Raw genomic sequence first — 14,151 nt, 5'->3', positions numbered from 1 at the left:
AGCGAACATCTGTAAGAATATCGCTGCGTACCCGCTGCCCGCACAGGGCTGGTGATCTGGCGCGCTTTCTTGCATCTTGCGGTCGATTAATACCGGATCAAAAGAACGTGCCCCGACTAAGACAAGACCAAATCCGATCAATGGTGTATCGGTACTTCAAGACTTCGCTGGATAAATATTTGGAACAGCTAAACGACAAAGGCTTTCCAGATGAATCAATCAGTGCGATGCAACAAGAGATTGAAATCCATGAAAACGCTTGTGAAGGCGAGGATTTACTGTCTGACCTCTATCTCGACAGCGAAGAATTTTGCAAAGCCTCTGACATAAGCACACAGGACTGGGACGATAACGCGATGAACCTTCGCCGTGAGTGGCGAAAGGGGCGCAGAGATATGCTCAGGCGCGTTCTGGAGGCCGTAGAACGCCTTGAACACTACTCTTATGATGACGCCCCAGCCGTTACTTTATCGCCGCCCGCAAGGACGCTCCCCGCCTCTTCACCAATAGGCCCCGCAATTGATGACTTCATCACGGAACATTCGCGTCAGTGGGCTCAAAAAACAATCGGGCAGAACCGTGCATACCTGAATATTCTCAATGAGTACTTCGGGCCAGACCGGTTGCTGGGCACGATTACGAAGCAGGATGCAAACGAAGTCAAAAAGGTTTTGCAAGCCTTGCCATCCAGTCGGAACACTAAACCTGCACTGAAAAACATGCCTTTGATGGACGTCATCAAGCTGCCCGGCCAGAAAAAGATCGCCCCCAAAACGATCAATAGCCACATACAAATGTTCAAAGGCTTTTTTGATTGGGCTGAGCGGCACGGTTATTCTCCGCACAGCCTCTTCGATGGCATGAAGGTGGCCAAAGAGAAAAACAGTAAAGGCCAGCGCAAACCCTTCTCTCCTGAAAATATCCAGCTTTTGTACACCGAACTCACCACGAACCCGTCCGGTCTAGTGCGAAAGGACAGCCACAAGTGGGGGATGCTGCTTGGCATATTCACTGGAGCCCGGCTGAATGAAATATGCCAACTCGACATCAAGGATGTGCAGCAAGAATGCGGAACATGGTTCCTCAACATCACGGATGAAGGCGACGACGACAACAAGCGCGTAAAGTCGACAGCGGCGCGACGGAAGGTCCCGATACACCCAGATTTGATCAATCTGGGCTTTTTAGACTTCGTAGATACCCGCCGGAATGGAACCCGTCTATTCCCCGACTACAATTTCAATGCCAACGGAGGGTACGGTCGTGCCTTGGGACGCTGGTGCAACGAAAGTTTCCTACCAAAGCTGGGCCTCAAAGAGCCAGGATTGGTGTTTCACAGCTTTCGACATACGGTCGTTACGCGGCTTGGTCAGGCAAATGTGGCAGAGCCAATCATTCAGTGCATTGTTGGACACGCTCGCTCCGGTGTCACACAGGAAGTGTATCTTCGGGAGGGCTACACACTCAACCAGCTTGGAGAAACTATTGAACGTTCAGCCAACCCGGTGGAAAGGGGTTTGTGAGACGAGCAAAACTCAGGCTCTATACTAGTCAGAAAGTTGGCAAGAGAGTTGGATGCGAATTTACCGTCACTGCAAATCCTAGGGCATCATAAAGTAGCTGAGGGTGCGCATTATTTGCGTGGAGAATAATCTCAAAGAACTAAACTCGGTCTCGGTTTTGCGAACACCGTTTTTGCCCCGGCGTTAGTCGTCCCAAAACAAAGAATGGTACTGGTATATCAAAGTAGATTTTCTGTCGTCGACCCCGGAAAATTAACGTTTCAACGCATCTCAACTGACAAATCGCTTTTTTGTAGATCGCACTCAACCATTTCGGCCTCCTTTTGATCGAGCCTCACAACTACTCCTCGCGACCCTAGCAACGTCCACCACTGTGTCTTTTCAGCGCCAAGTGTTTAGTGCAGCAAAATCAAAAAGAACAAAGCACTCCGGTGAATGACACTTCGTCACAATACAGACGCCCATTGGCTCTAGGATAAATCAAGGACGAGACCTTATCGGGTCTACAGCCAGGGATATCAAAGATCTCTGCGTTCGACCTCCAAAAGCCTAATGATTATGATTAAGCATCCAAGGCCATCCCTTAAGCGCTGCAGGCGTCGAAGACACCCCATCTGCAACTTTGAAATCACCGTATACTCGACTGCCATCTGGCGCAAAAAACTGATCATGCTTGTGCGAATGGAGGTCGGGCCCGCACTCTGAGACAGCATCGCGCATACAATCCGCCATAATCTGTGCGGATTCTTCTGTCCAACCGGCGACATAGTCAGCATGAGCAGTCATACCCTTTGACAGATTGTCCATGCGATCTGATGCAAAATACCAGTCAGAGTCAAACGGTACATCCGCCCAGTTAACATTCTGGGTCAGCTGTGGAATCGTATAGGGGTGAGAGCGCGGGCAACGGCCATGAATGGAGTACGCGACGTGCTTGGTGCCTCCAGGGCTGGAAAGTATCGGCGATCCGTCGGCATTCACGGCAACGCAATCAGGAAAAATGACTTCTAATGTCAAACCATCGTGAGGAGAAATCCGAATGTCACCCCCCCAAATTTCTTGATCTTTCTTGCTTACAACGACACCGTTAGACCCTTTTACATCTGCGTTGGTCAAAATTTCAAGGCCTTGCGGAATTGGTTTGATCTTGCTGCGATCATTCACCCAACTCTTGTAATAATTTATTATAGACGTAGGGAGAACAACTTCCCCTCTTTCGTTAAAGAGCGCCGGAATCCAATAAGCAGAACGGTTCGTCACACCACCATCGCAGGTCGTCCGACCCGAGTGGATAATGTCATTACTAGTGCTGTTAGCATCAACCTCGGAATTACCAAAAAACATATGCAGATGAGCTGCACCGGGTTGCCCGGGATAAACAACCGGGTCATCATACGAAAAGTGTGAAGGCACGCAAAAAAAGCGAAAACCATGACCGTCTATGTTGCCCTTCTCACCGCGAGGTACAGGCATAGACCCCTTATCGGTACCGCGCGTGACGACATGGTGGAAATCCGACGACGCGTGTTGCGCGCTTGTTTGGCTTGCTGTCCCTCCGACGGCTAATATGCACATCGTCATTAGCAAATTGACGTAACCAGATGCAGCGACAGACCTGCGCTTGGTTTGCCCTGAGGAACTTGAAAAGCTCTCGACAAAGGCCGCCAGAAAAAAACGATCGGTCATCTTTGCTGTTCCTTTCACTAACTACAAACTACCACCTCTATGGCGGGCACTCGGTTGATTACTAAAATAACTTAGTTATCCCCGCGCTCATATCAAATCCTTAAAAAAAATTGTCGCAGCTACTTCCAACAACGGAAGTCTTTGTGAATAAATGCACCCAAATCAGAACATATTGTTTAATCCTGTAGGTCTGTTGCCTGAGTGAGTTCTTCAGTTCCGCGAGAATGTGGCTCGACTATGGGCTTTTTGCCCGGCCCTAAGACTTAAAGACGAAGTCGAAGTCGAAGACGCAATCTGACGGGAATCCACTGAATCGTGAATCCATAAACCGTTACTCAGACGCTTTGGTCTGCGAAAATCACGGCAGCTCAGAAGTGAAACGCCACCGCTGCATAAATCCCGTTCTGGTCGACATCATAAGCAAACTCGCCACTATCGCGATCAGTGGAATAGTCTATTCCATAGAATTGATAGCCGAAGCGCAAAGACGTATTCTCCCACCCCTGCCAGTCAAACCCGGCCAAGACTAAATACTGAAGATCATCGCCGTTCACGCCAAATCCGCTCAGTTCCGCACGGGCTCCAAAACCCCATTTATCATTGATTTCAGTCGCATACCGCAGGGTAATCAGCGGCTCGAACCATTCTTCAGTACCACCAAGGGAAAGACTTGGACCCGGGGTATTTATGTCAATTTCTTGCTTGAGCCGATTCCATTTAACACCAATCGCCGCATCAGCAGCGTATCTTCTGCCCGAAGCATTTACACCGTTTGCGAACCGGTAAGCGCCCTGCAGGTTAAAAAACGTTTGACGGACATCCACTTCGACATCCGTTCGTCCTGCGCCAATTGGTAAAGTGCCGTCTTCGCCAAGCTTTACATAGTAGAGTTCGGAAACGATGCCAAAATCTCCGTTCCATCCCTCATACCGAACGGACAGAGCACCCTGCAAAATGTCCAACACTTCGTTCAGACTCAAATCCAAATCGACACTGCTACCGTCGACCGTTGATGTGCCCTTGGTAGAGAATGGCAGAAACAAATAAGGAGTAATCGAATGGCGCCAAGATCCATCTTCAGCCGGAGATCGTGAAAGCGCCTGGGCATCAGCAATACTCGGCGTCGAAATCGCAATACATGCGCCTAACGCTGCAAACGAAGCAACCTTTCTAACATTCAACATTCTTCATATCCAAATCTGATTTCATGTAATCAGTATGGTAGAGGGTCAGTGGGTGTGCCGACCAGAAAAAAATCCGTTTTGTTGTCCGAAGGATAGAAGACAAATTGCGTTGACGCCACCAAACGTCAGGTGAAAATGCGGTCTGGCATAACAGCCGATCACTAGCGGCAGCCCATCAAAGCGACCAATCACGCAATTGGTGACCCGAATCTTCTGCCTAAAGTTTTAGTATGAGAAGTGGTACCGCCTCCCTGGCTTGAACAGGGGACCTCTGGATCCACAATCCAGCGCTCTAACCAACTGAGCTAAGGCGGCACTCGTGGAGGGCGATTTATCGAACACGCACTGGGATTGCAAGTCTATTAAAGTTGAATTCTCCAGCTTTGTTCGACCAAATCCACGCCGAAAGAATGCACCGGCTTACTATCGACCAACTGCCACCCAAACGCGCGGTAGAGAGCGCAGGCCGCGCGATGGCTTTCATGTGTCCAAAGCACCATCTCGCGATAGCCTGCAGTCCTAGCAAACTCCATGCACTCATCTAACAAGTGCCTCCCAATCCCCTGCCCCCGGGCTTCAGGCACTAACAGGAACAAGCGCAGCTTGGCACTATGATCGTCCTGAGCAACACAAAAAATGCTGCCTAAGCGTAATCCGTTCTTCTCGGCGATCCAGCCGCACTCGCGCCTGGGATCATAATCCGCAAGGAAGTCATTCAGGATTTGGGCCACCAATCGCCCGAAGGATTCGTTGAACCCTTCATCGCGCGCATATAGCAAGTCATGCTGTTTAACCAACCATTGTGCATCATCGGCGTGAAAGGGCCGAAGGGTAACATTATCCATACTTCTTTTGTGCGCTTTGGTCGCTTGATTCTCAACCCATCGCGCTGTAGCAAAAAGGCTCATCGGAGGCGCACATGGGCATAAATACCGAACGCGACATAGAAGCGAACCTGCAGATCGGACCGACTGATCAGGGCATGGTTCGTCTGTTCATCGAAGCTTCGGATGCTGAGATTCCGATGGACTTTGACCCGGACGAAGCTGAAGAGATCGCCGAAGAAATTCGCGCCGCAGCCCAAGCAGCGCGGGCGTTAAGGGACTAGGCTGTCAGACACGCGGGTCACGCAGCACGTGCAATCTGCGTGCAGCGTCGGTGGCGAATTTCTGGATCATTTTCTTTCGCCGCGCTGGTGCGACCTTGGTCTCAGGACCGATGCGGATAATTTCAGCGTCATAAGCATCTGCAATGATCAATCCGGTTTCAGGCGGCAAGAGATCGACGGGAAATTCTGTGTCGACGGCCCAAAAAAATCGATCGCACCATTCCAGATAGCCCTGCCATTTCGAATCTGACTGATAGTCGGCCCGACTTGATTTGCATTCAATCACCCAAAGCTCACCCTTTGGTCCCAATCCCATAACGTCTACACGCAAACCGCGGGTCGGGACAAATTCCTCAATGGAAACATAACCATGGGTTACAAGGTGCCGCGAAACCCCTCGGGCCAATCTTTGTCCAGGATGCAATTCTAGATTCATTCTCAAAATGTGAACAATTAGTGAACAAAAATCAAGCACGACTTCTCTTGACATGATACCTATCGGTATCGTAAAAACACGAAACCAAAAGGTATCTAATCGAGGAGCGCATGAACACACAAACTCAAAACGCGTTTCGCGCGCTGGCAGATCCAACACGCAGGGACATAGTTCAAATGCTGGCGTCCGAAGACATGACAATCGCGCAGTTGACCGGACATTTCGATATGACCCGCGCTGCCGTCAAAAAGCACTTAACCGTTCTTTCAGACGGCGGGCTGATCACGTTCGAGGCTCGCGGACGGGAACGCATCAACCGACTTGAACCTAAGGGAATGGCCCCTGTTCTGGACTGGCTCAGATACTTTGACCGGTTCTGGGACGACCGCCTCGCCAATCTCAAAAATGCTATTGAAGGAACAAATAGATGACTGACGCAGTTTTGCAGAAAACCATTTTTCTTCGCGCAACACCCGAAACGGTTTGGGACTATCTAACCGAACCTGACCGGCTTGCGGAATGGTTTCACAAACCCGAACGCCGTCTGGCAGAAGGTCAAAAACTTGAAATGTTTGGAACGACAAGCAGCGACCTATTGATCTGGGGCGAGGTCCGTCAGGCGCGGAGGCCGGAATATCTTGAGTATACTTTTACGGTCAAACCCATGGGAGATGCTGTGAGCGTCGTAAGATGGACGCTAGAGCCAGTTTCAGGTGGCACGCGGCTTGGCCTTGTTCACGAAGGCCTCCCACAAGGAGCAGAGGCCTTTGGGTTGATCCTGGCGTTGGACAATGGTTGGGACGAACACTTTGGCAAGATGCGAACGGCATTACACGAAACTGTTGACGCATGACCTCTTGTGGAATCCCGCTTCAGACCCTAACTAGGCGCGTGGCGGGTTCTGCCCTTCTCGTGTTAGGCAGCATTCCGGTGGCCTTAAGCAATTCCGAGGGAGCTGGCTCTGTTCAGGTCCTGGCCTGATTACCTGGCGCCCACCTGTATTAACAGGTCCTCGGGAATCAAAGCCCCACGGATGACTGGCGGTCCCGCCACTTGATCCTTCAACGTGAGGATCGCGACTCTTGCCGGATCAACGCTGGTTTCAAACTTTGCGTGATCGGCGTTCCTCGACGCGGACCATCGTGCTTTTCAGCCAAATTCATGATTGCGTAAGCGAATTGGACACCCGCGAAAACGATCCCGTTCATAAACCAGATCATCAGCAAGGCCATCAGACCAATCTCGGACCCCATAATGAGATCGCGAAGATTAGCAACGTTAAGTGCCAGAAGAACCGTGACGAATATTGCCGAAATCAAAAAACCAAGTGCAACTTGGGTGATGTAAAGGCGGATGAGCTTAGGCATTTCAGACCTCCTTACGCGCCATTCAAAGAATAGCTCGAATTTGGTTTGGGTAAAATGGTCCGGGGCGTGTCAGAATGCCTCGGGCTTGGCCTCACGCGCCATGTGATCAAGCACCGCGTTAACGAATTTTGGCTCTTTTCCCTCGGGGAAAAAAGCGCGCGCAACGTCGACAAATTCGGTAATGACGACCTTTGGCGGTGTCTGCCCTTGGGTCAATTCTGCACCAGCGGCCCGGAACGTGGCCCGCAACGTCGGGTCAATCCGGTCGATGGGCCACTTTGCCACCAAAGCTCGGTCGGTCATCTGATCAATGGGTGCTTGGTAGTTTACCGCGTCATCCACAAGCTTGCGAAAGATCGAAATGTCGCCGTCCAACATTTCTTCGCCCTCATATACAGCGCCGAAACGGTGATCCAAAAATTCGCGAACCACTTGATCTGTTGTTTGCCCGGACTGTTCCATCTGAAAAAGGGCCTGCACGGCGTAGAGCCGCGCGGCAGATTTCATCAAACGCTTTTTGTCGACCGGTTTTTGGGTCGCTTCTTTTCGGGTCATGCCGTTGTGGATCCGTTACTGCCGTCCGCCAAGAGAATGGACTCGGACGGCGGTTTGAACCCGACGCCCTTACGAGAAGCCCCCCACTTACGGCTGAGCGCAATCAGATGCAAGGCTGCTGCGGCCGCTCCGCCGCCTTTGTTCATTTTTTCAGGGTTAGCGCGTACTTCTGCTTGCTCTTCATTCTCAACAGTCAAAATGCCATTGCCAATGCATAAACCTTGAAGTCCCATCAGTTGAATTGCACGGCTGGAGTCATTGCAAACAGTTTCATAATGAGTTGTCTCACCTCGAATGACGCAGCCCAGTGCGACGTAGCCGTCGAAGTTGCATTGTCGATCCGCCATCGCGATCGCTGTGGGAACTTCCAACGCACCAGGTACTTCGACCACTTCACACGTGCCGCCAACTGCTTCGATCTGGGTTTTGGCACCGGCAACCAAATTGTCAGAAATGGCGCGATAGAAAGGCGCAACGACGATCAGAAGTTTGACCGGATTGTCAAATTCGGGCGTTGGCAGTACGCCATGTTTGTCTTGTTCAGCCACGATCAATCATCCCCAAGAATTGCGCGGGTGCCAACGATGGACAAGCCAAATGCGTCAAGCCCCAGATATTTGGTTTCCGGTGAATCGGTCAGTAGAACCAATTCCTGAATACCCATCTTGGACAAGATCTGAGCCCCAAGACCGGTTTGCTTAATGGTTCTAGGACCTTCCTCTTCCGCAGCGTACAGCGAATTGCGAGGCTGGCGAAACAGGCAAACAACACCACGCCCTTCTTCCGCGATCTTTTCCATCGCACGCGGTAGCTCACGCGGTGACTTTGGGCCCAATCCCAAGATATCCGGCGCTTCGTGCAGGGCATGTGTTCGGGTCAGAACCGGTTCAGGGGTGGTAATGTCGCCCTTTACCATAACAACATGTTCAATGCCGTGCGTTTGGTCAGTGAAAATGCGCATTTCCCACTCACCACCATATTCCGAATTCACCACCTCGCGCGAAGTTTCGACAACAAGATTGTCATTGCGCGAACGGTAGGCAATCAGATCGCTTATCGTACCTATTTTCATATTGTGTTGTTTCGCGAATTCTACCAAATCCGGCAGTCTGGCCATTGTGCCATCCGGATTCATGATTTCGCAAATCACACCAGCGGGTTTCAGACCCGCCAAACGCGATATATCGACTGCCGCCTCTGTATGGCCAGCGCGCACCAGTACACCGCCCCTTTTTGCCCGCAACGGAAAGATATGACCGGGCGTCGCGATGTGGGCCATCGTGTTCTGTTCGTTGATGGCCGTAGAGACTGTCAAAGCGCGATCTGCAGCTGAGATACCCGTCGATACGCCTTCGCGTGCTTCGATCGACACAGTGAACGCGGTTTCATGACGGGACGAGTTGTTTACGGCCATCAGTGGCAGCCCAAGCGCATCAATGCGTTCAGCCGTCATTGGCAAACAGATCAACCCTCGGCCATGCGTGGCCATAAAGTTAATAGCCGCCGCATCCGCGAATTCCGCTGCTATCACCAGATCACCCTCGTTTTCACGATCTTCGTGATCAACCAGAATGTACATCCGACCCTTACGCGCTTCGTCGATGATTTCTTCGATCGGGCTGATCGCCTCACTTAACTGGGCCTCGACCGGTCCTGGAGTTTCAAAGCTCATTTGGCAGCCTCTCGCTGAGCATTCATGCTGGGCGGGATAGACCAGTCGAACCCCAATGACCAGAGTGCTTAAAGGACCATGCGGTTGAAATGTGCATTCGACTAAGTATCTCGGCTCATTTCCCGCCCCTTTTGCCCGCTGTCAGAGATTGGTGTCGATTGCCACCTCCCCCGGATTTCCCGAATTTCATTATCCAAATGTTAACTAATTTGCGCTTAGCAGCGTGTGATTATCCAAAAAGCGGCGCACCAAGTCGCCCATTTTTAATTAATGCCAAGCCTGATCGGTCAAAAATTGATTTTACAAATTTAGGACTAGTGAATTGACATATCCGTTGGGCAACACGGCCTCCGGCGCCTCTCTGAAAGAGGTAATTTGGCGAAATCGGCTTTTGGTTTCTATTGTCGCGCTCCACGCACTTGCTGGAATAGCCGTGGGACAGCATCTTGGCATATCGTATTGGTCGTCGGCTTCCACAAAAATACTGGGTGTTTTGTTAAACCTGTCTGCATTTGCTTTCGCCAACTACGTATTGTCGCGATTTGCGGTTGCAGTTTTTCGTGTGAAACCAAAGAAACCAATAAGTTGGATGATCGCGGATTTCCGAAAGATCGTTTCAAACCGTTCCGCGACCTCAGACACGTTGATTGGTTTTATGTGCATCGCCGTGCTCACAGTTTCATATTCTTATCTCAAAACCGTTTTACCTTTGCTTCAACCTTATTTCTGGGACCCGTTGTTCGCGAATTTAGACAGAACTTTGCACGGCCAAGATACTTGGCAACTGCTGTGGCCGGTTCTTGGAAACCCTTACGTAACAACCTTGATCAACCTTGCCTACCACAGCTGGTTTTTCCTTATTTATATAGCAGTATGCCTTGCTTGTTTTGACCGGCGAAATCCTGGCCGCAGCATGGTTTTCCTAGTTGCCTTCGCATTGTGTTGGTCACTCGGCGGCAACCTGTTCGCGACCTTGTTCGCATCAGTTGGGCCCGTTTATTTCGAAGTTTTCGGTTTTGGTGACACATTTACTTACCAGATGGAACTCTTGCACGCATCCAACGAAATCAGCCCGGTCGCGGCCTTGCAATGGCAACAAGTCCTGTTCGATGGACATTTCAACGGCGGTCCAATTCGCGGCATTTCAGCAATGCCCAGCATGCATGTTGCGACCAGTACCCTGCTGGCGATTTACGCTTTCAGTTATACACGCTGGTTAGGATGGTTGATGACGGCTTTCGCGGTGGTCATTCTTGTGGGATCCATCCACTTGGCATGGCACTATGCAGTCGACGGCTATGCAGCGCTCCTACTGGCGATTTTGTGTTGGCGAACTGCCGAGTTGTTAAACAGGCGATTTGGCCCGACAGCGCCACGCCTATGACATCTCGGCCAATCGAGCAACATACCGCGCCAAAGTGTCTATTTCCAAATTAATCCGATCACCGATGGCGACGTCTCCCCATGTAGTGACCTCTTTCGTGTGGGGAATAAAGTTTATGCCAAAGTCGCATCCTTCCACGTCATTGACTGTCAATGACGTGCCATTCAGAGCAACGGAGCCTTTTGGTGCAATAAATCGTGCCAATTCCTTGGGAGCGCGCAATGTCACGCGGGTACTGTCGCCTTCGTCTTCAACAGCCACGACCTCGGCAACACCATCCACATGACCCGAGACAATGTGACCGCCTAGTTCATCCCCAACTTTTAACGCGCGTTCTAGGTTTACGCGCTTACCCAGCTTCCAAGAATCCAGATTGGTTTTTGAGATAGTTTCTGCGCTCACCTGCACATCGTACCAGTCTTCACCCAACGCAACCACGGTAAGGCATACCCCGTCGCTGGCGATGGAGGCTCCAATATCGATAGAGCTGGTATCATAGCTGGTGCGAATGCGTGCGCGAAGATCGCCCTGCTGATCAAGCTCGGTGATTGTGCCAATGTCAGTGACAATCCCTGTAAACATGCGATAAATCCTTTGAGCCTAGCGTTGAGAGCCGAGGTAAAGGTCACCGTCCCTCCCGGCAAGACCTGTCTTGCCGGGAAACTGACAAACCGGCATTATTCTGGCAACAAACATAACCAAGAGCAGCACATAAAAGACAATGTTTCAGGTCGCAGACAATTCCAAACAGCGCGTGTTCCTGTTTCTGCAAGGGCCACACGGTCCATTTTTTTATTCACTGGGCCGTATGTTGAGAAAAGCAGGTGCTCATGTCTGGCGCGTAGGATTCAACGCAGGCGATCAGGTATTCTGGACAGATCCGGCTAGTTATATCGCCTTTCGGGAACCGGTCGACGAGTGGCCAATTTTTCTTGAAGGTCTAATCAGAGAACGGAATGTGACGGACATCGTTCTCTACGGAGATACCCGCCCAATCCATGCCCACGCGGTAGAAACTGCCAAGTCCCTAGGTCTTGTTGTCCACGTGTTCGAGGAAGGGTACCTGCGGCCATGGTGGGTGACTTATGAGCGCGATGGCTCCAACGGGAACTCGCGTTTAATGGACCTTGACGTTGCTCGCATGCAGGACGCGCTTGCACAGTCCCATGTTCAAAGCCCCCCGCCACCGTCGCATTGGGGGGACATGAGACAGCATATTTTTTATGGCGCCGCTTACCATTGGTGCCTGCTGTTTCTAAATCGCGGTTACCGCAACTTTCGCACTCATCGAGAGCTGCCTGTACCGACAGAGTTCCGGCTTTATTTTAAGCGCCTGCTGTTCATGCCGATACATCGCCTACAGCGCAGGTGGGCCACCAATAGGGTGCGCCGTGGAGCATTTCCCTATCATTTGGTTCTGTTACAACTTGGGCATGACAGTTCAGTGCAATCCCATTCTGAGTATTCAGGAATGTGCGAGTTTCTTCAGCAGGCCATAGCCGGGTTCGCCATGGGCGCACCCTCGCACCATCATCTCGTTATTAAGGAACACCCATTAGAGAACCATCGCGAACCATTGCGGAAAAGGGTTCGACAGCTAGCGAAAGAATACGGAGTCAGCGAACGAATACATTATGTCCCGGGTGGCAAAATGGCTGGATTGCTGGACGAGGCGTGTTCGGCCATGACTATAAACTCGACAGCCGGCCAGCAGGCGTTATGGCGCGGCATTCCGCTCCGCGTTTTTGGGCGTTCAGTCTATGATAAACCGGAATTTGTATCCCGGCAGCCAGTCGCTGCATTCTTTGCCAATCCTGAAACGCCGGACGCAGCAGCATATCGCACTTACCGTCGTTTTCTTCTTAAAACCAGCCAAGTGCCTGGCGGGTATTATTCTCGCCGCGGACGGCGGCAATTGTTGAGACGGGCCGTAGATATGATGCTTCAGTCGGAGGACCCTTATCAAATCGTCCTAAATGGCGACGCGGCTGTCACGCCACAGTTGAAAATTGTAAACTGAACAACGGCTACCTGTTGCTGGAAGTTGCAAACAAAACCGTGTAACCTACCCAAAAGAAAGAAAACTGAGGACAATCGGCAGTGACTCGAATTCCTACCCGATGGATACGGGCGGCATCTTTTGTGGTGGTCGCTGGCTTGCTGGCGGCCTGCCAACTTCCTAAGGCCGGCCCTAACAAGGACGAGATTCTGGCCGGGTCTACCGTAAACGGCGGCAATGCATATGTCGTTGAAGTGGATGATCGTGTGACCCGTGCGACTGCTGCCGTGCCGAAATACGGCTTCTCGCAGTCATTTCGTAGTGCGCAAAGTCTGGCATCGGACACTGTGCGCCCTGGTGATGTCTTGGGCTTAACAATTTGGGAAAACGTCGACGATGGCCTGCTGACAACTGGAACCGGTTCCGCCACTGCGCTGGAAGAGGTCCAAGTAGATAGCGATGGTTTTATCTTCGTCCCTTACGCAGGTCGTCTTCGCGCAGCTGGAAATACTCCTGAGCAATTACGCAACCTTATCTCATCCAGGCTTGAGGAGCAGACCCCAGACCCTCAGGTTCAAGTTCGACGCGTTGCTGGCGATGGTGCGACTGTTTCCTTGACAGGTACCATTGGTGCGCCGGGCGTGTATCCGATCGAACGGCCCACCCGTACTCTCTCGGGAATGCTGGCTAACGCGGGCGGTGTAACGGTGGCTTCGGACATTGCGATGGTGACTGTGATCCGAGGCAAACACAAAGGCACGGTCTGGTATGAGGACCTGTTCCGCTCACCTGGCACCGACATCGCCCTGCGCAACGGCGACCGGATTTTGGTCGAAGAGGACAGCCGATCCTACATTGCTCTGGGTGCCACGGGCGGCCAATCCCGTGTGTCTTTTGAAAGCCAGGATCTTTCTGCACTCGAGGCGCTCGCCCAGGTTGGCGGTCTCCAGCCTCTATCGTCGGACCCGACAGGCATTTTTGTGCTTCGTAGGGAGCGACAGGATATTGCCCGCAACGTCATAGGCCGCGCCGATTTGCAAGGCGATCAACGGATGATCTACTTGTTGAACCTGACCTCGCCCAATGGCCTGTTTGTTGCGCGGGACTTTGTCATTCGCGATGACGACACGATCTACGTGACCGAAGCGCCGTATTCTCAGTGGTCCAAGTCCGTTTCCTTGATTGCCGGAGGTCTAACGCCCTTTGCGAACGTAGCTACCCTGACGGGCGGTTGAAC

At 51.6% G+C, this 14,151-nt stretch carries 16 protein-coding genes and 1 tRNA gene; 7 read left to right on the top strand and 10 right to left on the bottom strand.

Going from position 1 to position 14,151, the window contains the following annotated elements; translation table 11 throughout:
• Positions 1-107: 107 nt before the first annotated feature.
• Positions 108-1,523, top strand: a complete 1,416-nt coding sequence (locus tag AC2FNV_RS02005) for a site-specific integrase (RefSeq protein WP_367648106.1) — start codon at positions 108-110, stop codon at positions 1,521-1,523.
• Positions 1,524-2,072: 549 nt separating this feature from the next.
• On the opposite strand, the gene AC2FNV_RS02000 is transcribed toward AC2FNV_RS02005, so the two are convergent.
• From AC2FNV_RS02000 to AC2FNV_RS01985, 4 genes are all read right to left on the bottom strand, one after another.
• Positions 2,073-3,209 (bottom strand): DUF1996 domain-containing protein, encoded by a 1,137-nt coding sequence (locus AC2FNV_RS02000; RefSeq protein ID WP_170603861.1) that lies wholly within the window; start codon positions 3,207-3,209, stop codon positions 2,073-2,075.
• A gap of 368 nt (positions 3,210-3,577) precedes the next feature.
• Complete coding sequence (locus AC2FNV_RS01995) at positions 3,578-4,393, bottom strand: hypothetical protein (RefSeq protein ID WP_174823110.1); 816 nt, start codon at positions 4,391-4,393, stop codon at positions 3,578-3,580.
• Between the two features lie 238 nt (positions 4,394-4,631).
• A tRNA-His gene (locus tag AC2FNV_RS01990) sits at positions 4,632-4,708 on the bottom strand.
• A gap of 47 nt (positions 4,709-4,755) precedes the next feature.
• Entirely contained in the window at positions 4,756-5,238 is a 483-nt protein-coding gene (locus tag AC2FNV_RS01985; protein ID WP_170603862.1) for a GNAT family N-acetyltransferase, read from the bottom strand.
• A 74-nt stretch (positions 5,239-5,312) separates the two neighbouring features.
• Between AC2FNV_RS01985 and AC2FNV_RS01980 the strand changes: the two genes are divergently transcribed.
• Positions 5,313-5,501 (top strand): DUF6324 family protein, encoded by a 189-nt coding sequence (locus tag AC2FNV_RS01980; protein ID WP_170475946.1) that lies wholly within the window; start codon positions 5,313-5,315, stop codon positions 5,499-5,501.
• A gap of 4 nt (positions 5,502-5,505) precedes the next feature.
• Here the strand turns inward: AC2FNV_RS01980 and AC2FNV_RS01975 are convergent, their stop codons facing one another.
• Positions 5,506-5,937 (bottom strand): MmcB family DNA repair protein, encoded by a 432-nt coding sequence (locus AC2FNV_RS01975; protein WP_170475948.1) that lies wholly within the window; start codon positions 5,935-5,937, stop codon positions 5,506-5,508.
• Between the two features lie 110 nt (positions 5,938-6,047).
• Between AC2FNV_RS01975 and AC2FNV_RS01970 the strand changes: the two genes are divergently transcribed.
• Positions 6,048-6,368, top strand: a complete 321-nt coding sequence (locus tag AC2FNV_RS01970) for an ArsR/SmtB family transcription factor (RefSeq protein WP_170475950.1) — start codon at positions 6,048-6,050, stop codon at positions 6,366-6,368.
• Positions 6,365-6,790: an SRPBCC family protein gene (locus tag AC2FNV_RS01965; protein ID WP_170603863.1), complete on the top strand. Its 426-nt coding sequence runs from the start codon at positions 6,365-6,367 to the stop codon at positions 6,788-6,790. The genes AC2FNV_RS01970 and AC2FNV_RS01965 overlap by 4 nt, the downstream gene beginning before the upstream one ends.
• Before the next feature lie 208 nt (positions 6,791-6,998).
• Here AC2FNV_RS01965 and AC2FNV_RS01960 read toward each other — a convergent pair whose 3' ends face one another.
• The 4 genes from AC2FNV_RS01960 to ribB form a co-directional block, all read right to left on the bottom strand.
• Complete coding sequence (locus AC2FNV_RS01960) at positions 6,999-7,304, bottom strand: hypothetical protein (RefSeq protein WP_170603864.1); 306 nt, start codon at positions 7,302-7,304, stop codon at positions 6,999-7,001.
• A gap of 69 nt (positions 7,305-7,373) precedes the next feature.
• Positions 7,374-7,859, bottom strand: coding sequence for a transcription antitermination factor NusB (nusB, locus tag AC2FNV_RS01955; RefSeq protein ID WP_170475955.1), 486 nt, complete (start codon positions 7,857-7,859; stop codon positions 7,374-7,376).
• Positions 7,856-8,407, bottom strand: coding sequence for a 6,7-dimethyl-8-ribityllumazine synthase (locus tag AC2FNV_RS01950; RefSeq protein ID WP_170475957.1), 552 nt, complete (start codon positions 8,405-8,407; stop codon positions 7,856-7,858). Before AC2FNV_RS01950 ends, nusB begins: the two co-directional genes overlap by 4 nt.
• A 2-nt stretch (positions 8,408-8,409) precedes the next feature.
• Positions 8,410-9,531 carry a 3,4-dihydroxy-2-butanone-4-phosphate synthase gene (gene ribB, locus AC2FNV_RS01945; protein WP_170475959.1) on the bottom strand — a complete coding sequence of 374 codons (1,122 nt, stop codon included), beginning with the start codon at positions 9,529-9,531 and terminating at the stop codon, positions 8,410-8,412.
• 322 nt (positions 9,532-9,853) lie between these two features.
• Here ribB and AC2FNV_RS01940 point away from each other — a divergent pair, with 322 nt between their 5' ends.
• Entirely contained in the window at positions 9,854-10,915 is a 1,062-nt protein-coding gene (locus AC2FNV_RS01940) for a phosphatase PAP2 family protein (protein WP_254442444.1), read from the top strand.
• Here AC2FNV_RS01940 and AC2FNV_RS01935 read toward each other — a convergent pair.
• A complete protein-coding gene (locus tag AC2FNV_RS01935) occupies positions 10,910-11,497 on the bottom strand; it encodes a riboflavin synthase (RefSeq protein WP_170475961.1) in 588 nt (195 codons plus the stop codon). The two genes, AC2FNV_RS01940 and AC2FNV_RS01935, sit on opposite strands and share 6 nt — an antisense overlap.
• A 139-nt stretch (positions 11,498-11,636) precedes the next feature.
• Here AC2FNV_RS01935 and AC2FNV_RS01930 point away from each other — a divergent pair, with 139 nt between their 5' ends.
• Both AC2FNV_RS01930 and AC2FNV_RS01925 read left to right on the top strand, forming a co-directional pair.
• Entirely contained in the window at positions 11,637-12,935 is a 1,299-nt protein-coding gene (locus AC2FNV_RS01930; protein ID WP_170603865.1) for a capsule polysaccharide biogenesis protein, read from the top strand.
• 80 nt (positions 12,936-13,015) lie between these two features.
• Positions 13,016-14,149 carry a polysaccharide biosynthesis/export family protein gene (locus AC2FNV_RS01925; RefSeq protein WP_367648107.1) on the top strand — a complete coding sequence of 378 codons (1,134 nt, stop codon included), beginning with the start codon at positions 13,016-13,018 and terminating at the stop codon, positions 14,147-14,149.
• Positions 14,150-14,151 lie beyond the last annotated feature (2 nt).

The sequence above is a fragment of the Ruegeria sp. BHSA163 genome, assembly GCF_059613365.1.
This window is presented reverse-complemented; position numbering and strand designations above follow the sequence as displayed.

Bases quoted from the DNA above. Each gene is read 5' to 3' on its own strand.
- AC2FNV_RS01965 (WP_170603863.1), top strand. From the start codon at position 6,365: ATGACTGACGCAGTTTTGCAGAAAACCATTTTTCTTCGCGCAACACCC.
- ribB (WP_170475959.1), bottom strand. From the start codon at position 9,531: ATGAGCTTTGAAACTCCAGGACCGGTCGAGGCCCAGTTAAGTGAGGCG.
- AC2FNV_RS01995 (WP_174823110.1), bottom strand. From the start codon at position 4,393: ATGTTGAATGTTAGAAAGGTTGCTTCGTTTGCAGCGTTAGGCGCATGT.
- AC2FNV_RS01975 (WP_170475948.1), bottom strand. From the start codon at position 5,937: ATGAATCTAGAATTGCATCCTGGACAAAGATTGGCCCGAGGGGTTTCG.
- AC2FNV_RS01985 (WP_170603862.1), bottom strand. From the start codon at position 5,238: ATGGATAATGTTACCCTTCGGCCCTTTCACGCCGATGATGCACAATGG.
- AC2FNV_RS01930 (WP_170603865.1), top strand. From the start codon at position 11,637: ATGTTTCAGGTCGCAGACAATTCCAAACAGCGCGTGTTCCTGTTTCTG.
- AC2FNV_RS01970 (WP_170475950.1), top strand. From the start codon at position 6,048: ATGAACACACAAACTCAAAACGCGTTTCGCGCGCTGGCAGATCCAACA.
- nusB (WP_170475955.1), bottom strand. From the start codon at position 7,859: ATGACCCGAAAAGAAGCGACCCAAAAACCGGTCGACAAAAAGCGTTTG.
- AC2FNV_RS01935 (WP_170475961.1), bottom strand. From the start codon at position 11,497: ATGTTTACAGGGATTGTCACTGACATTGGCACAATCACCGAGCTTGAT.
- AC2FNV_RS01960 (WP_170603864.1), bottom strand. From the start codon at position 7,304: ATGCCTAAGCTCATCCGCCTTTACATCACCCAAGTTGCACTTGGTTTT.
- AC2FNV_RS02000 (WP_170603861.1), bottom strand. From the start codon at position 3,209: ATGACCGATCGTTTTTTTCTGGCGGCCTTTGTCGAGAGCTTTTCAAGT.
- AC2FNV_RS01980 (WP_170475946.1), top strand. From the start codon at position 5,313: ATGGGCATAAATACCGAACGCGACATAGAAGCGAACCTGCAGATCGGA.